At 53.6% G+C, this 21,942-nt stretch carries 18 protein-coding genes; all 18 read right to left on the minus strand.

Annotated elements, in window-relative coordinates:
* Nucleotides 1-18: 18 nt before the first annotated feature.
* The gene (gene dnaE / locus G523_RS0112945; protein ID WP_027441727.1) at nt 19-3,444 is read right to left on the minus strand and encodes a DNA polymerase III subunit alpha; all 3,426 of its coding nucleotides are present in this window, start codon (nt 3,442-3,444) and stop codon (nt 19-21) included.
* A 42-nt stretch (nt 3,445-3,486) separates the two neighbouring features.
* The gene (locus G523_RS0112950) at nt 3,487-4,185 is read right to left on the minus strand and encodes an ABC transporter ATP-binding protein (protein WP_022695488.1); all 699 of its coding nucleotides are present in this window, start codon (nt 4,183-4,185) and stop codon (nt 3,487-3,489) included.
* 4 nt (nt 4,186-4,189) lie between these two features.
* On the minus strand, nt 4,190-5,494 hold the full coding sequence (locus G523_RS0112955) for a lipoprotein-releasing ABC transporter permease subunit (RefSeq protein ID WP_022695489.1): 1,305 nt from the start codon (nt 5,492-5,494) through the stop codon (nt 4,190-4,192).
* Complete coding sequence (gene proS, locus G523_RS0112960) at nt 5,491-6,813, minus strand: proline--tRNA ligase (RefSeq protein ID WP_022695490.1); 1,323 nt, start codon at nt 6,811-6,813, stop codon at nt 5,491-5,493. Before proS ends, G523_RS0112955 begins: the two co-directional genes overlap by 4 nt.
* Before the next feature lie 67 nt (nt 6,814-6,880).
* Nucleotides 6,881-7,132 carry a DUF1467 family protein gene (locus tag G523_RS0112965; protein WP_022695491.1) on the minus strand — a complete coding sequence of 84 codons (252 nt, stop codon included), beginning with the start codon at nt 7,130-7,132 and terminating at the stop codon, nt 6,881-6,883.
* Nucleotides 7,132-7,542 carry a methylmalonyl-CoA epimerase gene (gene mce / locus G523_RS0112970; RefSeq protein ID WP_022695492.1) on the minus strand — a complete coding sequence of 137 codons (411 nt, stop codon included), beginning with the start codon at nt 7,540-7,542 and terminating at the stop codon, nt 7,132-7,134. Before mce ends, G523_RS0112965 begins: the two co-directional genes overlap by 1 nt.
* Nucleotides 7,543-7,566: 24 nt before the next feature.
* Nucleotides 7,567-9,237, minus strand: coding sequence for a ribonuclease J (locus G523_RS0112975; RefSeq protein WP_022695493.1), 1,671 nt, complete (start codon nt 9,235-9,237; stop codon nt 7,567-7,569).
* 5 nt (nt 9,238-9,242) lie between these two features.
* Nucleotides 9,243-10,013: a type III pantothenate kinase gene (locus tag G523_RS0112980; protein ID WP_022695494.1), complete on the minus strand. Its 771-nt coding sequence runs from the start codon at nt 10,011-10,013 to the stop codon at nt 9,243-9,245.
* A gap of 3 nt (nt 10,014-10,016) precedes the next feature.
* Complete coding sequence (locus G523_RS0112985; RefSeq protein ID WP_022695495.1) at nt 10,017-10,784, minus strand: biotin--[acetyl-CoA-carboxylase] ligase; 768 nt, start codon at nt 10,782-10,784, stop codon at nt 10,017-10,019.
* A gap of 6 nt (nt 10,785-10,790) precedes the next feature.
* A complete protein-coding gene (nuoN, locus tag G523_RS0112990) occupies nt 10,791-12,209 on the minus strand; it encodes an NADH-quinone oxidoreductase subunit NuoN (RefSeq protein WP_022695496.1) in 1,419 nt (472 codons plus the stop codon).
* Nucleotides 12,210-12,215: 6 nt separating this feature from the next.
* Nucleotides 12,216-13,772, minus strand: coding sequence for an NADH-quinone oxidoreductase subunit M (locus G523_RS0112995; RefSeq protein ID WP_022695497.1), 1,557 nt, complete (start codon nt 13,770-13,772; stop codon nt 12,216-12,218).
* Entirely contained in the window at nt 13,772-15,892 is a 2,121-nt protein-coding gene (nuoL, locus tag G523_RS0113000) for an NADH-quinone oxidoreductase subunit L (RefSeq protein ID WP_033233294.1), read from the minus strand. Before nuoL ends, G523_RS0112995 begins: the two co-directional genes overlap by 1 nt.
* 7 nt (nt 15,893-15,899) lie before the next feature.
* Nucleotides 15,900-16,208 (minus strand): NADH-quinone oxidoreductase subunit NuoK, encoded by a 309-nt coding sequence (gene nuoK / locus G523_RS0113005; protein ID WP_022695499.1) that lies wholly within the window; start codon nt 16,206-16,208, stop codon nt 15,900-15,902.
* 1 nt (nt 16,209) lies between these two features.
* Entirely contained in the window at nt 16,210-16,803 is a 594-nt protein-coding gene (locus G523_RS0113010; RefSeq protein WP_022695500.1) for an NADH-quinone oxidoreductase subunit J, read from the minus strand.
* Between the two features lie 71 nt (nt 16,804-16,874).
* Nucleotides 16,875-17,360: an NADH-quinone oxidoreductase subunit NuoI gene (gene nuoI, locus G523_RS0113015; protein ID WP_022695501.1), complete on the minus strand. Its 486-nt coding sequence runs from the start codon at nt 17,358-17,360 to the stop codon at nt 16,875-16,877.
* A 14-nt stretch (nt 17,361-17,374) separates the two neighbouring features.
* On the minus strand, nt 17,375-18,466 hold the full coding sequence (nuoH, locus tag G523_RS0113020; protein ID WP_022695502.1) for an NADH-quinone oxidoreductase subunit NuoH: 1,092 nt from the start codon (nt 18,464-18,466) through the stop codon (nt 17,375-17,377).
* A gap of 9 nt (nt 18,467-18,475) precedes the next feature.
* Nucleotides 18,476-20,593, minus strand: coding sequence for an NADH-quinone oxidoreductase subunit NuoG (gene nuoG / locus G523_RS0113025; protein WP_022695503.1), 2,118 nt, complete (start codon nt 20,591-20,593; stop codon nt 18,476-18,478).
* Between the two features lie 5 nt (nt 20,594-20,598).
* Nucleotides 20,599-21,903 (minus strand): NADH-quinone oxidoreductase subunit NuoF, encoded by a 1,305-nt coding sequence (nuoF, locus tag G523_RS0113030; protein WP_022695504.1) that lies wholly within the window; start codon nt 21,901-21,903, stop codon nt 20,599-20,601.
* Between the last annotated feature and the right edge of the window lie 39 nt (nt 21,904-21,942).

A 21,942-nucleotide genomic window follows, 5' to 3' on the forward strand; every position in this document is an offset into this window, starting at 1 on the left:
CGTTCTGGCAACCCGCGATTACGCAGCAAGTTCACGTACGGCACGAACGCCCGGAGCAGACTTCAACGCCTGAGCCGCGGCCGTGCCGACAGCGTACTTACCGGGCAAGCTTACCAGCGCAATCCGGTTACCCGAAATCGGCACCTCCACACGAAGTTCGCCGCGCTCATGCGTGCTCAGATTCACCAGGTGTTTTGACACCTCAACAAAGGTTGCCGGGTCCGTTCCAGGAAGGAGACTTACAATAAGCCCCTTAGGCGCACCAAGAGCCGCCTTTTCCAGTGGGATGGCGCCATCAACTGTCAGCCGGATCTCATCGTCCTTAACACGAGGACGGATACGGACCACCACTGAGGCGCCGGTTTCGATAACGTCGCGAATCTCCATCAGGGTTTCTGGCGGCACCATAGCTTCGAACTCGCCGGTCGGGTCAGAGAACGTGACCCACGCGAACTTACCACCAGACTGAGCTGGGCGTTCATTCTTGGCTCGTACAATACCCATCATCTCCAGAGCGCCCTTCTCACGCGCTGCCGTCTGGATATCCATGGCGAAAGTAATCCTGTCTCTGGCGCCGGCAAGGAGCAGTCCGTCGAGCGGGTGTCCACTGAGGTAGAAGCCGACTGCTTTGAACTCATGGTCAAGCAGCTGTGTCGAACTCCAAGCGGGGACTTTCGGAATTGGCGCCCGCGTCTGAGATTTATCATCTCCGAACAGGCTATTCTGGTTTGCTGCTCGATCATCGGCTGCGGACGAAGCCGTGGCGACCAGAACATCGACAGCCGCTAGTGCGCGCGCCCGATTTGGTTCCAGCGAGTCAAACGCGCCTGATTTAGCGAGCGACTCGAGACACTTTCGGTTGATCAGACGCGGATCCACCCGCTCTGCGAAATCATGAAGGCTATCAAACGGTCGCTCTTTGCGAATTTCACAAACATGTTTCATCGCTTCCATGCCCACGCCCTTAATCGCGCCGAGAGCATAGATGATGGAACCATCGCGAACATCGAAGTCCGGATTGCTGAGATTGATATCTGGCGCTTGGACCGTGATATTCAGACGCTTCGCTTCCTGGAAAAACGCTGCAAGTTTATCAGTGTTCTGGATATCGAGGCTCATTGAAGCCGCGAGAAATTCGATCGGGTGGTTCGCTTTCAAATAACCCGTCTGGTAAGAAATTGCGGCATAAGCAGCTGCGTGGGATTTGTTAAAACCGTAGCCGGCGAACTTCTCCATAACATCGAAGATATGGCTGGCCTGTTTCTCTGGAACGTCCTTCTCAGCAGCACCCTCGATAAAGCGCTTACGCTGCTTGAGCATCTCCTCGACTTTTTTCTTACCCATAGCGCGGCGGAGCATATCCGCTTCACCGAGCGAGTAGCCCGCAAGCTCTTGCGCCATACGCATAACCTGTTCCTGATAGACCGGAACGCCGTAAGTCTCTTCAAGGATCGGTTTCAGAAGCGGGTGATAATAGTCCGCATCAACACGTCCGAATTTAACGTCGACGAACTGCGGTATGTTATCCATTGGGCCCGGACGATAGAGAGAGATGATAGCGATCACATCTTCCATCGAGCCCGGCTGCACTTTTTTCAAGGTATCGCGCATACCCTGCCCCTCGAGCTGGAACACACCCAGCGTGTCGCCTACAGACATCAGCTGATAGGTCGACTCATCGTCATAGGCACGCCAGGCCTTCGGCATGGACGTTTCCGTCTCATTCAGGAATTTGAGCGCGCGGTGGATGACGGTCAGCGTTTTCAGGCCAAGGAAGTCGAACTTCACGAGTCCGGCCTGCTCAGCCCATTTCATATTGAGCTGGGTCGCCGGAAGGTCGGACCTTGGATCGCGGAAAAGCGGCGTCAGCTGAACGAGTGGCCGGTCGCCGATAACGACGCCGGCGGCGTGCGTACCACAGTTCCTGTAAAGCCCTTCGAGCGCGAGCGCTTTTTCCAGCATCTCGCCGACCAGAGGGTCTCGATCTTTTTCCTCATCGAACTTCGGTTCATCCGCGATCGCGTCTTTCAGCTTTGGCGGCTTTGCCGGATTGAACGGGATCAGCTTGGAAAGTCGATCCACTTGCCCGTAAGGCATCTGCATAACGCGACCGACATCTCGCACCACAGCCTTCGCCTGAAGCGTACCGAAGGTAATGATCGATGCGACGCTGGCTTCACCATATTTATCGCGCACATAGCGGATGACTTCACCACGACGCTCCTGACAGAAATCGACGTCAAAGTCAGGCATAGAAACACGTTCAGGGTTCAAAAAACGCTCGAAGAGCAGTCCGAAACGAAGCGGATCTAGGTCGGTAATAAGCAGCACCCAGGCGACCAGAGACCCCGCACCTGAACCACGCCCCGGCCCAACGGGAATATCGTGTTCTTTAGCCCATTTGATGAAGTCAGATACGATCAGGAAGTAGCCCGGAAAGCCCATATTCTCGATGATACCGAGCTCGTAATCGAGGCGCTCCTGATAATCCTCTCGCGTACCGTACATCTTTTCGACTTCGGCAAGGCGCCGTTCGAGGCCCTCATTCGCCTGTGCGCGAAGTTCATCTGCTTCGCTACGACCAAACCCGCCATCGAAGTGCGGAAGGATTGGATTTCGCAGACGGGGGCGCACAGCGCACCTTTGAGCGAGAGCTATAGTGTTCTCAATAGCCTCGGGAATGTCGGCGAAGAGCGCCTCCATTTCGTCCGACGACTTCAGATAATGCTCTTCTGTGATCCGATAGCGTTCAGTCTGGCCGATATAGCTTCCGTTACGGATACACATGAGCGCATCATGAGCCGCATGGTCTTCGCGTTTCAGGAATCTTGCATCCTGAATAGCGACTAGCGGCAATCCAAGCTCATACGCAGCTTCAATGAGCATGGGCTCGCTCTGAATTTCTTCAGGTTCGTCATGGCGCTGAATATCAACGTAACAGCGGTCAGGATAGGCATCGGCCAGTCGCTTAAGGGAGGCCAAAACCTGGTCATACTTGCCGCGGCAAGCCGCTTGACCCGCCTCGCCATACGCTCCGCCAGAAAGCGCAATCAGTCCTTCGGTCTTTTCAAAAGCATGATGCTCTTTAAGAACCGGAACACCATCCTCGCTTTCGAGATAAGCAGCCGAAGCAATTTCCATAAGACGTTCATAGCCCGTCTCATCTTTGGCATAGATCGTCAGTTTATAGGGTTGGGCATCATGCAGTGCCGGCATCACATCGAAAGCGACGCCAACGACCGGCTGAACCCCAATACCCGCCAGATACTCCGAAATCTCAAGTGCGCCGAAAAGATTGTTGTGATCGGTTACGCCAACGGCGGAGACTAGATTGCCTTCAGCCCAGGACTTCAGTGCACCGGACGTAATCATACTCTCCAGAAGAGAGAAAGAAGAACGTACACCGAGGTGAACAAAGCGCGGAGTTTTATAGCTTTCTGACATCATAATCTTCCTGACCTTTAACCATCATGGAAGAAAACGGTCTCAGCCAGAAGCCTTCGCAGGTTCGAAAGTTGTGAGTTTCCCGTCCTCGAGGGTCAGTACACGGTCCATATACTGGGTCAGTGCGAGGTTGTGGGTTGCGATCAGCATGGCTAGACCTTCAGTCCTGCCGGTTTCAATCAACTGCTGAAACACGCTTTCCGTTGTTTTTGTGTCAAGGTTACCAGTTGGTTCGTCGGCAATCAGAATCTTCGGTCGGTTCGACAGTGCACGCGCAATTGCGACCCGCTGCTGCTCACCGCCAGACATCTCCATCGGCTGATGGTTCAGCCTATGACCAAGCCCCATCTTTTCCAACAATTCCACGGCACGCTCGCGCGCCACATTCCTATGAACGCCTGAGAGGTAAAGTGGAGCTGCGACATTATCGATCGCATTAAACTCCGGAAGCAGATGGTGGAACTGATAGACAAACCCAAGGCGCGTGCGACGCATGAGTGTCCGCTGGCGGTCATTCAGCTTCAAACAATCTTCGCCATCGAGAAGCACAGATCCTTCGTCGGGCTTCTCTAAGAGGCCTGCGGTGTGCAGAAGCGTCGACTTTCCAGAGCCGGAAGGCCCTACAAGCCCCACAAGCTCACCACGCCTTAGTTCAAGGTTTATACCTTTAAGAACATCAACGGCGTTTTCGCCCGTCCTGTAAGTCCTCACCACAGAGGAAAGCTGCAATACAACGCTCATAGCTCTACTCCGATCTCAATGCTTCGACGGGGTCGAGCTTTGCAGCGTTCCATGCTGGGAGCACGGACACGACTATCGAAACCAGAAATGCATAAGCTGACGCAAAACCGACTTCAGACCAATCGATTAGCGCAGGAATGTAAGGCAGACCGTAAACATCTGGATTCCAGATTGCGTTGCCTGTCAGCATATTCAGGAAGTCTTGAATTGGCTCGATATTGAAGCAAAAGAGCAGACCCAACGTCAGACCGAGCACCAGACCGGATACACCAAGAATTCCGCCAATCATCAGGAAGACACGAAGTATCGTGCTGCGGCTTGCGCCCATCGTACGCAAAATAGCGACGTCGCGCGCCTTATTTTTCACGAGCATCACAATGCCGGTAATAATGTTCAAGGCGGTGATGGTAATCAGGACCGCGAAAATCATCCGCATCATGCTGCGCTCGACCTCCAGCGCGCCTACAATGCCGCGGTACAACTCTTTCCAAGATTGCGTAAGCATGCCTCTCGGAAGGATTTCCCTCTGTAGCGTTTGAAGCACGACATCAACATCCTGCGGGTCATTAATCTTCAGCTCGACAATCGGATAGCGATCACGCGAATTAAAAAAGAGCTGAGCCTGTTCCAACGGCATAATGATCAGCGAGTCGTCGAGCGGGTTTGCGTTTCCCGAGAAAACCTCAAACACCCCCGCAATGTTGTATACTTTACGTCTCGGAATGACGCCGCCCATAGTCGCAGCGCCTTCGGGAGCGATAAGCGTGAGTGAATCACCTGCCGTCACATATAGCGAGCGTGCCAGTCGTTCTGAAATGATGATATCGTCGCCGCCAAAACGTCCGTCACCAAAGGTTTCCATACTTCCGCGGTAAAGATCACCTTGAAGAAACTCAAACGCATCAGTATCGCTGGGACTGATACCCCGCACATAGGCACCACGCGCGACAGCATCGGAAGAAGCCAGAACGGCTCCCTCAACGATCGGCACAGCGCTGAGAACGTCATCTCTCGCTTCAAGCTGGATGATCAGATCGTCGATCTCAGTTGCAAGGTTCTGTCCGGAATAAACGCGGATATGTCCCGAGTTTCCTAGAACACGATCAATTAGCTCGGCTCGGAACCCGTTCATGATCGACATGACAATAATCAACGCAGCAACTGCGAGGGCAATACCGACGAGAGACAGAATGGAAACAATAGCCACACCGCCGTGCTCACGACGAGCGCGGATATATCGGAACGCGAGCGACCGTTCGTAATAACCAAACGGTCTGTCTTTGAGTGCTTCGGGAGCTACGGAGCTCACGCTACCGCTTTCAGTTTATTGATGGCCGCTTCGAGTGACATTTCTTCAGATTCTCCCGTCGCGCGCGTCTTTAACTCCACCACGCCTTTTTCCAGTCCCTTCGGACCGATGACTAAGACGTATGGAATGCCAATCAGTTCCATTGAAGAGAGCTTTACGCCGGGGCTGGCATCACGATCATCATACAAAGGATCTAAACCAGCATTCTGAAGCTGTGCATATGCGTCTGAACCAGCTGCCTGAATTTCTTCAGACTTGGCCTTCACAGTTACGATACCGACGTCGAAAGGCGCTACAGACTTCGGCCAGATTATGCCTTTGTCATCGTGAGACGCTTCGATAATGCCGCCAACCAGACGCGACACACCAACACCGTAAGAGCCCATTTGAACCGGAACGCTCTTACCTTCCGCGTTCATGATCTCTGCTTTCATCGGCGAAGAGTATTTGTCGCCAAAGAAGAAGATATGACCGACTTCGATACCGCGAGCGGATACGCGCCGGTCTTCTGGAACAGCTTCGAACTCAGCTACATCATGCATTTCGTCGGTTGCTGCGTAATACTGAGTACGCTTGTCGATTTCAGTTGTGAGGTCACCATCAAAATCGAAATCAATACCCGGCGCTGGCACATCAAGAAGCGCCTTATCAAGGAACACTTCGCTTTCGCCAGTTTCCGCGAGAATGATAAATTCGTGACTTAGATCGCCGCCGATAGGGCCAGTGTCCGCCTTCATAGGCACAGCAGTCAGGCCGAGACGGTCGAACGTGTTCAGATAAGCACAAAACATCTTCTGATAGGACCGGCGGGCCGCGTCAGCATCGATGTCGAAGGAATAAGCGTCTTTCATCAGAAACTCACGACCACGCATCACGCCAAAGCGCGGACGGATTTCGTCACGGAACTTCCATTGGATGTGATACAGGTTCAGGGGCAGCTGCTTGTAGCTACGCACATACGACCTGAAAATGTCGGTAATCATTTCCTCATTGGTCGGACCAAAGAGCATTTCACGATCATGACGGTCGGTGATGCGCAGCATCTCCTTACCATAGTCATCATAACGACCGCTTTCCTGCCAGAGCTCGGCTTGCTGGATCGTCGGCATCAGCATTTCCACGGCGCCTGCGCGATCCATCTCCTCACGCACGATCACCTCGATCTTACGGAGCACCTTCAAACCCAGCGGCAGCCAGCTGTAAATGCCCGCGCCGTTCTGGCGGATCATACCCGCTCGAAGCATGTACTGGTGCGACAAGATCGTCGCTTCGGCTGGAGTTTCCTTGAGAACAGGCAGGAAATAGTTAGAAAGCTTCATGATGCCATTCGCTGTAAAAGAAGATCATGCTGATCTAGCGCCCGTATGAGTCGCGCGCAATCAGCTTCTACCAGATACGATCCGGTTCAGGGAGAATTCCGCTGATCGCGACAATAAAGCCAAACAGTGTAACCACGGCGGCACCGATAGTCGCCCATATGGCTTTCTTCCAAAGGTTCGCGGCCTGAGGCGCGCCGGGCTCTGTTCCGTCGTCCGGCACATAGTCTTCATGCTGGCCGCGCACGCCAATTGGCAAGACAGCCAGAAAAACCATCCACCATGAAATCAGAAAGACGACGGAAGCAGAAAAAATACCCATTAGTGTTTTGGAGTTTCCATCAGCTCGATCAGCACGCCGTTCGAGTTTTTCGGATGAACGAAGATAATCGGCGTTCCGTGCGCACCAATGCGTGGCTCGTTCAGAACTGTCGCGCCCTTAGCTTCCATTTCACGCTTGGCTTCATGAATGTCTTCAACTTCGAAACACACATGATGCTGGCCACCCTTCGGGTTCTTTTTGAGGAAGTTAAGGATCGGGGAATCGTCACCCAGCGGCTCAATCAGTTCGATCTGGCTGTTTGGGAGATTTACAAAGCAAAAGCGGACACCTTGTGAGGGCATTTCGCCTGGTTCGGTAATGTCTGTTACGCCATACAGTTCACGATAGGTTTGAGCCGCTTCCTCAATGGAAGGAACCGCAACGCCTACATGGTTGAGTGGACCGATCATGTTTCCCCGCTTTCAGTCTGTTGATTATCCCCGCAGGATCGAAACATCGATCAGCGGACGTTTTCCAAGCTCACGCTCGCCTACCTTGCGCAGCGCGCGGATAAGTGAACGCTCGACCGTTTCATCGTCAAGCCTCGCTTTACGCTTGAGACCATCTATCGCATTTTCCGCGGCCTCATCGAACGCATCAATCGTTTCGTCGAGCGTCCTTCCATCTGGCTCTGAATAGCCCCGGACAAATACTTCCGGGCCGTCGATGATGTCCGCGTTGTCATCAAAACAAATGGCAACGGTGACATGGCCCGCGAATGAAAGCCGTCGTCGCTCTTGGATACCCTGAGCATTTTCCGGAATGAGACGATTGCCGTCGAGGAGAAGACGGCCGGTCGGCACCTCATCGACGATCTTTGCACGCCCTGGTGCCAATCGAATGACGTCGCCATTCTTCGGCGTTACCGCCTCAGACACCTGTAGAGACTTCGCGTAGTCGGCATGTTCGAGGATGTGACGACGCTCGCCGTGCACAGGCACAGAGATTCGCGGACGCACCCATGAATACATCCGGCGCAGTTCGTCGCGGCACGGGTGACCTGAAACGTGAATGTGCCGCATACGATCTGTAATGAGCTTCACGCCCTTCTCCGCAAGCGCGTTCTGCAGGTCAAAGATCCCACGCTCGTTACCCGGAATCACGCGCGACGAGAAAATAACCGTATCGCCCTTATTCAGAGTTACGTGTGGGTGGTTGCCTTGCGCGATACGAGAAAGAGCAGCGCGTGGCTCACCTTGAGACCCAGTGCAAAGGTAAAGAATAGCTTCTGGAGGCAGATAGCCCGCTTCTTTCTCATCAACGAACTCAGCACAATCTGCCAGCATACCAACCGCTTTTGCGGCTGCTGTAATCCGATGCATGGATCGGCCTACAAGGCATACATGGCGTCCATTCGCCTCGGCGGCGCGCACAATGCTCTCAACACGCGCAACGTTCGACGCGAAAGCGGTAACCGCTACCCTCCCCGTCTGCTCTCCGATCAGGTCGACCAGTTCATCACGACAACTACCTTCTGATCCAGCTTCGCCTTCTTCGAACACATTGGTAGAGTCACAGACCATGGCGAGAACGCCTTCATCGCCCATCTTCTCAAGGACAGTTGAATCAAACGGTGCGCCTATCTGCGGATCAGGGTCGATTTTCCAGTCACCAGTGTGAAGAATAGTGCCTGCGGGCGTTTTGATCGCGAGACCGTTCGGTTCGGGAATTGAATGTGTAAGCGTGACGTACTCCACCTCGAACGGCCCAGCTTTTACTTTGCCACCGAGCGGAACAACATTGAGCTTTGCTTTGTCTATTACGCCTGCGTCATTCAACTTGTGCCGAATCAGTTCCGCGGTGAACGGCGTTGCGTACATCGGCTTCTGGAAGCGATGCCAAAGATGCCCGACGGCACCGATATGATCCTCATGCGCGTGCGTGAGGAAAATCGCTTCAATGTTATCTCGCTGCTCTTCAATGAAGCCTGGATCTGGAATAATGACATCGACACCAGGCGTTCTGAGGTCACCAAACGACACGCCCATATCAACAATAATCCAGCGCCGGTCATGTACAGGACCGTAAGCGTAGGCGTTGAGGTTCATTCCAATTTCGTTGCAACCGCCAAGCGGCAGGAACAGGAGTTCTGCTTTATCTGTCATACGTTCTATTTTTTATTCCGGCGGTAAATCTCAAGTAGGCCACGGATTGTGACATCAGGATCGTAGATATCGATCTCTTCGCTCTCACCTTCAAATAGTGATGCAACACCGCCTGTTCCAATCACCGTCATCGGTTCTGTGTACTCTGCCTTAATCCTACGGATAAGACCATCAATCAGATCAAGATAACCGAGGAAGATACCGGACTGCATTGCAGATACCGTGTCCTGTCCGATCACCTGGGACGGTCTTTGAATTGCGATGCGCGGCAGGCTGGCAGCGGCGTCATGAAGGGCACGCATGGAGAGGTTTATGCCGGGAGAAATGATCCCGCCTTCAAAACCGCCATCAGCGCCAACAATGTCAAACGTCGTTGCGGTGCCGCTATCCACTACGATGAGAGCACCTTTATGCTGCGCATGTGCGCCAACGGCGTTCACCAGACGGTCAGCACCTACCTGCTCGGGTCTCGAGATCCTGATTGGGACACCCAACTCAACCGAAGATCCTCCAATAAACATTGGCTCGATATCCAGATAACGGCGCGCCAGATTGCGGAAATTGAAACGAGCTTGCGGAACAACGGATGAAATAATGCAGGCATCCAGATCGCCAAACGGAATACCATCCATCCGGCAGAGTTGCGTCAGCCAGACCGCATAGTCGTCGGCCGTCTTTGTACTGTCGGTTGCGCTACGCCACTGTGCGACCCATGACTTGCCGTCATGGAGCCCAAAAACAGTGTTCGTATTGCCGACATCGATCGCCAGAAGCATGGCTCAGCGTTCCTTCACAAGCTCAACATCACCAGCCGTGATCGTGACGACCTCGCCGGTCGAGGTGTTCAGACACATATGACCGTGCTCGTCCAGCCCGTGAAACTCACCTTCTATGGTTTGATCGCCAAGTTTTGAGCGGCAAATTGCACCAATCTGGTCTGTCGCCTTCATCCAGTCATTAATTACCGAAGACATGCCGAACTCAGAGAATTGCGTAAGGCGTCTACGTAAGCACCCATCAAGTACCAAAAGCGCTGTTTCAGGAGCTACAGCAATATCAGGTAAAACCTCTGCCAGACTGGCGGTTGAATAATCGGGAATATCCGGAGCAAAGGCGAGGTTTACTCCGATACCGATAGACAGCCAGAATTGTCTGGTCTGAGACGATCTTCCGCTTTCGAGCAGGATACCACTGAGCTTGGCCCCGTCGATGCGCACGTCATTGGGCCATTTAAGGCCCGGAATGAGTCGTCCCTGACTGAGCTCGATGACCATATCCCTGACGGCCAGCCCAATACTCAGTGAAACGCCCGCAACTGCAGGAGACAAGCCATCAATCGGGATAAGAGCAGTCGTGTAGAGATTTCCGGTTTCGGATATCCACTTGCGACCAAGGCGTCCACGGCCAGCTGTCTGCGCTTTAGCTGCGAACCAGACAGGTTTCTGAACGCCGTCGACAGCACGTCGCCCAGCAAGAGCAGAAGTGCTGTCGATTTCATCATACCATTCAACTGGCCAGGCATTCGCCAGAGCGTTCAGCTGAAACACTGGCGCTTAACCGAGTGAAAAGCTGCCACCGGCGAGTGACATCATCCAACCGATAACTACGGTGAAAACAGGGAAAGCAAGGATAGTGGCTGCACTCACCGTGATGCCGACAGTGCCGGACATATTCTCAAACGGTGCAAGCTTGTCGCCGCCCCACATGATCATGATGATGCGGAGATAGTAGCCGAGCGAAACGACTGACGCGATCACGCCGATAATCACGATTGGCCACAGACCTGCTTCAACACCAGCCTGGAACACAACCAGTTTACCGAAGAAGCCGCCCAATGGAGGAATCCCAGCCACAGAGAAGACCAGAGCAGTCATGCAGACTGCGAGCCAAGGCATTGTGGATGACAGACCTGAAAGCTCTGAGATGTCTTCGACCATACCACCACGACGGCGCATAGACAGAAGCACCCCAAAGATCCCGAGCTGTGACAGCGCATAAATCACCATATAGACGAGCAAAGCTGGTCCGCCGATATCTTCACCAGCGGCGAGAGCAATGAGCGCATAGCCCATATTGCCGATAGAAGAGTAAGCAAACAGGCGTTTTAGATTTGTCTGGCGCAGCGCACCAAAGGCTCCGATCAGCATAGATGCACCAGAGATAATCAGGATGACATCCTGCCACTGGTCGATTGCGTTACCAAAGGCCTCAAACAGGATCGTCGCAAAGACAACCATAGACGCAAGCTTTGGCGCAGAGGCGAAGAAAGCGACAACCGGCGTCGGCGCACCTTCATATACGTCAGGCGTCCAGACGTGCAGTGGCGCCGCAGATACTTTGAACGCAAGACCAGTAATCAGCAGTACGAGACCGAACACGAGACCAATACCGAACTCGGCCTGTGCAATAGCATCATAGTTGGTCGAACCAGAGAAACCGTACACAAGCGAGGAGCCGTAGAGGATCAGACCAGATGCGAGCGCGCCGAGTACAAAGTATTTAAGACCCGCTTCAGAAGACCGTTGGCTGTCCCGATTAAAGGCTGCGAGCACATAAGATGAGAGGCTGAGGGTCTCGATGCCGAGATAAAGCGTCATCAAATCGTTTGCTGAGAGCGTGATGCCCATACCGAGCGATGCGAAGATCACCAGAAGCGCGTACTCGTAGCGGATAAGGCGCTCTTTCACGAGATATGGTTCCGCGATCAGCAAAGCCACACCTGCGCAGAAGTAACAAACGGCTTTAGCGAGGTTCGTGAAACGATCCGTTTCCCAAAGTCCGTTGAAGGCAACGCCGCCTTCAATGTTGAAGAGCGAGAGCGCGCAAGCGCCGAGAAGTATCAGCGCGCCGGCTTTGATAGAAACCGTTGCAAAACGTTCGCGAAGAACCGCACCAAGAACAACCGCGATCAGACCCGCAAATGCGAGGTAGAGCTCGGGCGTAGCTGCTGCGAAGATTTCGTCCCAGTTCATGGTCAGTTATCCAATCAATCCAGATACGGCAGCCATGATAGGCGCCACGCTGAGTTCAGTGATGTCAAAAATGATCGCAGGGAATACACCAAGTACGATCGTAGCGATGATGAGAGGTGCGAACACAATTGCTTCTGTGCGGTTGATGTCCTTGATGCCTTCGAGCTTCTCATTGGTCATCACACCGAACACTGTCTGCCGATAAAGTGTGAGCATGTATACGGCAGAGAAGATCACGCCGAGTGCGGCACCTGTAGCCGCCCAGGTAGAAGCCTGGAAGCTACCTGCCATTGTCAAAATCTCGCCGACAAAACCGCTTGTGCCCGGCAGGCCAACATTCGCCATCGTAAACAGCATGAAGATCGCTGCATAAACCGGCATCTTGGTGACGAGGCCACCATAGAACTTAATCTCACGAGTGTGCATGCGATCATAAATGACACCAACGATCAGGAAGAGTGCACCGGAAATCACGCCGTGCGAGATCATTTGGAAGATAGCGCCCTGAATGCCGATTTCAGTGAACGAGAAAATACCCAGTGTGACAAAGCCCATGTGAGCGACGGATGAATAAGCAATCAGCTTCTTCATATCCGTCTGACGGAATGCGACCAGCGAAGCATATACAATCGCGATAACACTCATCGCGAAGACCATCGGCTGGAAGTAGACGCTGGCTTCTGGGAACATGGGCAAAGAGAAGCGCAGGAAGCCATAGCCGCCCATCTTCAACAGAACACCCGCCAGAATCACGGAACCGGCGGTCGGCGCCTGTACGTGCGCATCCGGAAGCCAGGTATGAACCGGCCACATTGGAAGCTTCACAGCAAAGGATGCAAAAAATGCGAGCCATAACAGATGCTGGACGCCAAACTTTCCGTCTTCGACAGCGAAAATCTGCGGGATGACCGTCTGTAATTCAACGATATCTGACGTGCCTGCTTGCAGGTACATAGCGATGACCGCGAGCAGCATGAACAGAGAGCCAAGCAGCGTATACAGAAAGAACTTGAACGAAGCGTAGACACGTTCTGCGCCGCCCCAGATGCCAATGATAATGAACATCGGGATCAGGCCAGCCTCGAAAAAGACGTAGAACAACATAAGATCGAGCGAACAGAATACACCAAGCATCAGCGTTTCAAGGAACAGGAACGCCGCTACGTACTCGGTTACGCGGTGCTTTACACTCCCCCAGCTAGCCAGGAAGCAGAGCGGCGTCAGGAAAGTCGTCAAAAGCACGAGCAGGATCGACATGCCGTCGACGCCCATCTTGTAGCGAATACCGCCGACAACTTCACCCGCCTCATTCAGCGTGCCGCCGAACCAGGAATGATCTTCAACGAGCTGGAACCCTTCAGCCCCCGGTTGGAAATAAGCCAGCGCAATAATCGACAGAACAAACGTCGCAGCGCTGACAACCAGACCGACGAGGAAAGCTACACGAGACTCTTCTTCAACTGACGTCGCATTAGACGCCGTGATTTTCCGGACCCACAGGAGCAGAAGCGCCCCGAGAGCCGGTGCAAAAATCATGAAGGAAAGGAGCGCAAAGTCGCCCATCAATTCGCTCCTGCTACGTTAATTAGAATGACTGCGCCGAAGACCGCGGCAGCACCGAGAATGACAAAGGCATAGTGATACAGATAGCCTGTATGCATCGCCGACAGACGGCTTGCACCCCACTTTGCCAGTCCACTCAGACCGTCCGGGCCAAAGCCGTCGATAATCTTGCGGTCACCGACCTTCCAGAAGAAGTCACCCAGCACTTTTGTGCCGCGAACGAATGTCGCCTGATAGATCTCGTCGAAGTACCACTTGTTCGCGAACAGAGCATGCAGAGGGCCGCCAGTATCGGCAATGCGCTTACCGAGGCCACGGTTAAACAGATAAGTGAAGGTCGCGATAAGGAAGCCGAGGATCGTTACGACCAGAGGCGCCCAGAAGACCCAACCCGGGTTGATGCCGCCATGAGCAACATCATACTTATCATGCAGAACATGATTTTCAGGGGCCGCATAGATCGCACCGCTCCAGAACTCCTCGTAGTGGTGCCCCACGAAAGCGTCATAGAAGAAATAACCCGCAAACACGGCACCGACACTCAGAAGAATTAGCGGAACAAGCATCACGAGAGGAGACTCGTGAGGCTTGCCGCCATGAGCATGGTGGTCGTCCTCATGGCCATCATCCTCATGCGCATCGTCATGGTGATTTGATTCAGCCATAGGTCCGTGGAACGTCATATAAATGAGGCGCCATGAGTAGAAACTTGTGAGTAGTGCAGCAATGATACCGAACCAGAATGCGAGCTGTGCGAATGATACACCGGAGATACCTGCCGCAAACGCAGTTTCGATAATGGCATCTTTAGAGAAGAAGCCCGCAAAACCGAATTTCGTGTGCGGAATACCGAGGCCGATAATCGCAATGGTGCCGATAAGCATCGCAGCGTATGTGATTTTCATATACTTGGCGACGCCGCCCATACGGCGCATATCCTGCTCGTGGTGCATACCGTGAATTACGGACCCCGCACCAAGGAAAAGCAACGCTTTGAAGAAGGCGTGCGTGAACAGGTGGAACATCGCCGCCTGATACGCACCGACACCCGCCGCAAAAAACATGTAGCCAAGCTGGGAACAGGTTGAGAATGCAATCACGCGCTTAATGTCATTTTGCGCCATGCCTACTGTCGCAGCGTAGAGAGCTGTCACGGCACCAATCAGCGCGATGAAACCAGAGGCATATGGGGCGTACTCATAGATCGGCGAAAGCAGACACACGAGATATACACCCGCGGTAACCATTGTCGCGGCGTGAATAAGCGCAGATACAGGTGTCGGGCCTTCCATCGCGTCTGGCAGCCAGACATGCAGGAAGAACTGAGCTGACTTACCCATGGCGCCGATGAAGAGCAGGACACCGATAAGTTCCAGAACTGGAACGCCATAACCAAGGAAGTCGATAGACGCGTCGCGTGGTGTCGCCGCTTCAGCAAAGCTCACGATAGGCGCTACATGCTCAAACGTGTTCTCTTTGATCGCTTCAAGCATCGGGTTGAGTTCGACGGTGCCAAACACGAAGAACGCCGCCATGATGCCAAGCGCAAGACCGAAGTCACCGACGCGGTTTGTAACAAACGCTTTAATGGACGCGCTGTTCGCGCTGTCTTTGTGGAACCAGAAGCCGATCAGCAGGTAAGACGCGAGGCCAACACCTTCCCAACCGAAGAATATCTGGATCAGATTGTCGCCAGTCACGAGCATAAGCATCATGAAAGTGAAGAGCGACAGGTACGAGAAGAAGCGCGCTTTATGCGGGTCCTCGGACATGTAGCCCCAGGAATAAAGGTGCACGAGACCAGAAACGCTTGTGATCACGGCCATCATAACAATCGACATTGCGTCGACACGGATGGCCCAGTCGGCATGGAACTGACCAACATCAATCCAGCGTGCAAGGTGGATTACGTGCTGGAAGTGGTGATGTGCATCATGGTGGCCGCCAAAGGCGTAAGCAAAAAGCTGATACAGCGACAGAATGCCGGCAGAGCCGACAGTAATCGTCGTTACGAGCATCGCAACACGGTCACCGATAAAGCGCTGGAACAGGCCTGCTATGGCTGCAGCGATGCCCGGTGCGAGCACGATGAATAAAATTAGGGGGTCAGGCAATGTCATCTGTTTATCAGCCCCGCATGAGATTGACATCTTCCACAGCAATATCGCCGCGGTTTCTGAAATAAGTGACCAGAATCGCAAGGCCGACCGCGGCTTCAGCAGCCGCTACGGTCAGAACCAGCATCGCGAAAATCTGGCCTTTGATGTCGCCATTGAACGCGCCGAAAGCGACGAGATTGATGTTCACGGACAGAAGCATAAGTTCCAGTGACATCAGAATGACGATAATGTTCTTCCGGTTCACGAAGATGCCAAAGACACCAATCGTAAACAGCGCTGCGGACAGCGACAGATAATGGGCGAGTGTCAGTTCCATATCAGATCCCCTGTCCCGGACGGACGTCCTTAAGTTCAACCGCATCCGCGCGCTTACGACCCGTCTGTTCTTCAACAGATTGGCGACGAACGCCCGGTCGGTGACGCAGTGTGAGTACGATCGCACCAATCATAGCGATGAGCAGAACGATGCCGGAAATCTGGAAGAGAAGCAGATAGTCGGTGTACATGACCTGACCGATTGCTTCGACGTTCGTCTCCGCGTTCGGGCTTGCATCAAAAGTTTCCGGACGGCTCGCACCCATCGCGCTGGCGACGAGAGCAATCTCCGCGAAGAAGACCAGAGCCACAACGCCGCCGAATGGCGCGTAATTGAGGAAGCCCTGCTTTAATTCTACGAAATCCACGTCGAGCATCATCACGACAAACAGGAACAAAACCGCGACCGCGCCGACGTAAACAACGATGAGCAGCATAGCTAGGAATTCTGCACCAATCAGAACCAAGAGGCCCGACGATGTAAAGAAGGCAAGGATAAGGAAGAGTACAGAGTGTACCGGATTACGTGCCGCAATCACACAGAAAGCGGCAATCAGTACAATCGCTGAAAGAATGCTGAATGCGATGACTTCCATATCAGCCCCCTAAGCCGATGGCGTTTCCGCCGTTAAACGCGTTACCCACAACAGGTCCTATCTTTTTGCCGTTATCGATACGGCGCATCGAGTTCGAGATTACGTGCAATCTCACGCTCCCAACGGTCACCATTGGCGAGCAATTTTTCTTTGTCGTAGAAGAGCTCTTCGCGAGTTTCCGTAGCAAACTCAAAATTTGGGCCTTCAACGATAGCATCTACCGGACAGGCTTCCTGACAGAAGCCACAGTAGATACATTTTGTCATATCAATGTCGTAGCGCGTCGTACGACGTGAGCCATCGTCACGAGGTTCTGCTTCAATCGTGATCGCCTGCGCCGGACAAATCGCTTCGCAAAGCTTACACGCGATGCAACGTTCCTCGCCATTCGCGTAGCGACGCAGTGCGTGTTCGCCACGGAAACGTGGAGATAGCGGGTTCTTCTCGAACGGGTAGTTGATCGTCGCTTTGCGACGGAACAGGTACCGGAAGCCGAGACCCATCGCACCGATAAAGTCGAGAAGAAGGGCGCCTTTGAGGGCTTGTGCAATTCTCATAAAATCATCCCCTCCTAAGCGGCCGCTGCGCTTGTGTAGACGACATAGCCACTGATCAGCAGCACTGCCACGAGAGACGTCGGCAGGAAGATCTTCCAGCCAAGGCGCATCAGTTGGTCATAACGATAACGCGGCACCAGCGCACGAACGAACGCAAACATGAAGAACACGAATGTGACTTTCAGAGCGAACCAGAATGCCCCGATAAGGCTTTCAAACGTGCCTGTACCCAGAAGGCCTGCCAGCGTGTTCTCATCGAACAGGCCAAGATCGCCTACAGGAGAATGCCAACCGCCGAGGAACAGTACACTCGTCATCGCGCACATCAGCGTGATTGCGATCTGCTCCCCCAGATAAATAAGAAGGAATGGCGTACCTGAGTATTCGACCTGGTACCCCGCTACGAGCTCTGATTCCGCTTCCGGAAGGTCGAAGGGAGGGCGGTTCGTCTCAGCCAGCGCCGAGATGAAGAAAATAACCATCATCGGGAACATCACGATAATCGTAGGGAGCTTGAAAGCGTACCAATTCCAGAAGCCACCCGTTTGGGATTCAACGATAGTTGTGAGGTTCATCGAACCGGACAGCAGAATGACCGTAACGAGGACAAAACCGATAGAGACCTCATAAGAGACCATCTGAGCTGCCGACCGCAGGCCGCCGAGGAATGGATACTTTGAGTTCGACGCCCAACCTGCCATAATCACGCCGTAGACACCGAGTGAAGACATTGCAAGCAGGTAGAGAACACCGACGTTCAGATCAGAAACGACCCAGCCCGGCGCAATCGGAACCACTGCCCAACAGATCAGGGAAAGCGTCGTCGCGAGGATCGGTGCGATCATAAAGACCGTTTTGTTCGCACCGGCCGGAATGATCATTTCCTTCAGAACAAACTTACCGAAGTCGGCAAACGACTGAAACAGACCAAATGGGCCAACAACGTTAGGTCCCTTACGGAGCATCGTGCCCGCGAGAACCTTACGGTCAAAATAGAGAAGGAAGGCAATCGCCAGAAGAAGAACGACAGTTACCAGCAGGATTTGCCCGAGCGAAAGCAGCACAAGCAAAATCGGGTTTTCTGTCCATCCGAGAAACTGTTCCATGACGAGCCCCTACTCCGCAGCTGCGGAGACCTCCAGAGTTTGCTTCTGCAGTGAACACTCAGCCATAGTAGCTGATGCACGTGCGATCGGATTTGTGAGATAGAAGTCGCCGATCGGACAGAAGACCGGATCGTCCGACAGCGATTCTGTAGCTGCAGGCAATGGCGCAGACAGAGCTTCGGCACCAGCATTGCCAGGGGCGAAGTTCATGCCTGCAAAGCTTGGCACATCTTCACGCAGCGCATCACGAAGCTGGTCAGCGCTGTTGTAAGGAAGCGTTTTACCAACCAGATCAGATAGCGCGCGGAAAATCGCCCATTCTTCTTTCGCAGCACCTTTAGGCTGAACGGCAGCCGTAGTCATCTGAACGCGGCCTTCTGTATTCACGTAGGTCGCGTTTTTTTCAGTATAAGCGGCTGTCGGCAGAATAACATCCGCGCGGCTTGCACCTGCGTCACCATGGCTTCCGAGATATACTACGAAGCTGTCACCGAACTGCGACATTGGAACTTCATCAACACCGAGAAGAATGACGGTGTCGAGGTCCGCACAATTCGATGAGAGATGCTCCGAAGCGGACTTAGCGCCCTCACCCGGCAGGAAGCCGACATCCAGAGCGCCAACACGAGAAGCAGCATTATGCAGGACACCAAAGCCAGCCCAGGCATCATCACCAGAAACAATCGCGCCACATTCCAGAGCGAGTTCATGAGCAGCCTTTAGCGTAGCGTAACCGCTATCACCAACAACCGCCTGCTCACCAACAACGATCATTGGCTTTTTCGCGTTCTTCAGAACGTCACCGAATGCACCAAGGTCATTCAATCCTGAAGTAGATGACGCAACGTGCGTGTAATCATAGGTCAGATCATGCGGTTCGCCGATAAGGCCAACTTTCAGATCATTCCAAAGCCATGCCTTACGAATGCGTGCATTCCAGACGGCCGCCTCGACGCGCGGATTGGCGCCAATTATGAGAAGCGCATCTGCTTCCTCTACGCCCATAAGCGTAGGGTTAAGAATGTAGCTTTCACGCGGAAGCGCGTCACCAGAAGGTGTAATACCCAATTTCTGGCCAGATAGTCGACAGTCGAGCGCCGTAGCACCGACTGCTATCATCAAATCTTTCGCTGCTTTCATGCCTTCTACGCAAGCAAGGTCACCGGCAAACGCCGCAATACGGGATGCGTCACCTTTGAGCTTTTCTGCGACGACTGAAAGCGCTTCGGACCAGTCAGCCGGACGCAGCTTGCCGTTTTCACGAACATAAGGCGTATCAAGACGCTGGCGACCAAGACCGTCCCAAACAAAACGGGATTTATCGGACAGCCACTCTTCGTTCACTTCCTCATTCACGCGCGGCATGATGCGCATAACTGCAGCACCTTTAGCGTCTACGCGAATGGAAGAACCGATAGCATCCATCACGTCGATCGACTCGGTTTTACGAAGTTCCCAAGGACGCGCATTAAACGCGTATGGCTTGGACGTCAGCGCGCCAACCGGACACAGGTCAATCACGTTGCCGGAAAGTTCGGATGTGAGAGACTGCTCGAGATATGTCGTGATTTCCGCGTCTTCACCACGGCTGATCATGCCGATCTCTTCGACGCCAGCTACTTCCGCAACAAAGCGCACGCAACGCGTACACTGAATACAGCGCGTCATTATCGTTTTGACGAGCGGCCCCATGTTTTTGTCTTCGACCGCGCGCTTGTTCATCTCATAGCGCGAGTCAGAACGACCGTAGGCGACGGCTTGATCTTGCAGGTCACACTCGCCGCCCTGATCACAAATCGGACAATCAAGCGGGTGGTTGATCAGCAGGAATTCCATCACGCCATTGCGAGCATTTTCGACGTACTCGCCTTTGGTGTTGATGTTCGGCGGTGATCCATCAGGGTTCATCCGCATGTCACCAACCGTCTGCGCACAAGAGGCAATCGGCTTCGGTGCGCCTTCCCACTGGACGAGACACATGCGGCAGTTACCCGCCACAGAGAGACGTTCGTGGAAGCAGAAACGTGGAATCTCTGCCCCCGCTTCTTCACACGCCTGAAGAAGCGTGTATTCGCGAGGAACTTCCACTTCTTTGCCGTCAACGACGAGTTTAAAGGTATCTGACATATGCCTTACTCCGCCGCTACGCTGGCGCCCTGAACGAGGGGCTTGCCAATTCGATAATTAGAGATGCGCTCTTCGATCTCGTGACGGAAGTGACGGATGAGCCCCTGAACAGGCCACGCCGCCGCATCACCGAGTGCGCAGATCGTGTGGCCTTCAACCTGACCTGCCACGTCGAGCAGCATGTCGATTTCGGAGTGCTCGGCTTCGCCGCGCGCCATACGTTCAAGAACGCGCCACATCCAGCCCGTACCTTCACGGCAAGGCGTGCACTGCCCACAGCTCTCATGCTTGTAGAAATAGCTGATACGCGCGATCGCCTTCACGATGTCAGTAGAGTTATCCATGACAATCATACCGGCAGTACCGAGGCCAGAACGCACCTCACGTAGCGCGTCAAAATCCATCAGAACGGTATCACAAATCTCACGCGGCAGAAGTGGAACGGAAGAACCGCCCGGAATAACCGCTTTCAGGTTTTCCCAACCGCCACGTACGCCGCCGCAGTGCTCTTCGATGAGTTGTTTCATCGGAATAGACATCGCTTCTTCTACGTTGCACGGCTTGTTCACGTGACCGGAAATACAGAACACTTTCGTGCCCTTGTTGTTGTCACGGCCAAAGCTTGAGAACCATTCCGCGCCGCGACGCAGAATAGTCGGCGCTACAGCGATGGACTCAACGTTGTTCACAGTTGTCGGGCAACCATAAAGGCCGGCATTCGCAGGGAATGGCGGCTTCAGACGCGGCTGCCCTTTCTTGCCTTCCAGGCTTTCCAGAAGCGCTGTTTCTTCACCGCAGATATAAGCGCCTGCACCGTGGTGAATATAAACATCGAAATCCCAGCCATGGACGTTGTCCTTACCGATCAGCTTGGCTTCATAAGCCTCCTTGACGGCAGCTTCCATACGCTCGCGCTCATAGATGTACTCACCGCGAAGGTAGATATAGCAAGCGTGAGCACGCATTGCGTAAGACGCAACAAGGCAGCCTTCAATCAGCAGATGCGGATCATGGCGCATGATGTCACGGTCTTTACAAGTACCGGGTTCGGACTCGTCGGCGTTCACCACGAGATAGTGCGGGCGATCACCAACTTGCTTTGGCATGAAGGTCCATTTCAGACCTGTCGGGAAGCCAGCGCCGCCGCGACCGCGCAGACCGGATGCCTTGATCTGATCACAGATCCAGTCACGGCCACACTGCAGCATATCGCGCGTCAGGTGCCATGCACCACGCTTTTTAGCCGCCTCTAGAGACCAATCTTCTCGGCCGTAGAGGTTAGTGAAAATGCGATCCTTGTCCTCAAGCACAGTTGCGCTCCTTCAAGGTTACAAGCGGATAATGGGTCA

The sequence above is a fragment of the Ponticaulis koreensis DSM 19734 genome, from assembly GCF_000420665.1.
GTDB lineage: Bacteria > Pseudomonadota > Alphaproteobacteria > Caulobacterales > Hyphomonadaceae > Ponticaulis > Ponticaulis koreensis.

Coding starts and splice junctions, on each gene's coding strand:
- nuoH (WP_022695502.1), bottom strand. CDS start 18,466: ATGGAACAGTTTCTCGGATGGACAGAAAACCCGATTTTGCTTGTGCTG.
- nuoL (WP_033233294.1), bottom strand. CDS start 15,892: ATGACATTGCCTGACCCCCTAATTTTATTCATCGTGCTCGCACCGGGC.
- nuoN (WP_022695496.1), bottom strand. CDS start 12,209: ATGAACTGGGACGAAATCTTCGCAGCAGCTACGCCCGAGCTCTACCTC.
- mce (WP_022695492.1), bottom strand. CDS start 7,542: ATGATCGGTCCACTCAACCATGTAGGCGTTGCGGTTCCTTCCATTGAG.
- dnaE (WP_027441727.1), bottom strand. CDS start 3,444: ATGTCAGAAAGCTATAAAACTCCGCGCTTTGTTCACCTCGGTGTACGT.
- G523_RS0112965 (WP_022695491.1), bottom strand. CDS start 7,132: ATGGGTATTTTTTCTGCTTCCGTCGTCTTTCTGATTTCATGGTGGATG.
- nuoK (WP_022695499.1), bottom strand. CDS start 16,208: ATGGAACTGACACTCGCCCATTATCTGTCGCTGTCCGCAGCGCTGTTT.
- G523_RS0112995 (WP_022695497.1), bottom strand. CDS start 13,772: ATGGGCGACTTTGCGCTCCTTTCCTTCATGATTTTTGCACCGGCTCTC.
- proS (WP_022695490.1), bottom strand. CDS start 6,813: ATGAAGCTTTCTAACTATTTCCTGCCTGTTCTCAAGGAAACTCCAGCC.
- G523_RS0113010 (WP_022695500.1), bottom strand. CDS start 16,803: ATGGAAGTCATCGCATTCAGCATTCTTTCAGCGATTGTACTGATTGCC.
- G523_RS0112950 (WP_022695488.1), bottom strand. CDS start 4,185: ATGAGCGTTGTATTGCAGCTTTCCTCTGTGGTGAGGACTTACAGGACG.
- G523_RS0112975 (WP_022695493.1), bottom strand. CDS start 9,237: ATGACAGATAAAGCAGAACTCCTGTTCCTGCCGCTTGGCGGTTGCAAC.
- nuoG (WP_022695503.1), bottom strand. CDS start 20,593: ATGTCAGATACCTTTAAACTCGTCGTTGACGGCAAAGAAGTGGAAGTT.
- nuoI (WP_022695501.1), bottom strand. CDS start 17,360: ATGAGAATTGCACAAGCCCTCAAAGGCGCCCTTCTTCTCGACTTTATC.
- G523_RS0112980 (WP_022695494.1), bottom strand. CDS start 10,013: ATGCTTCTGGCGATCGATGTCGGCAATACGAACACTGTTTTTGGGCTC.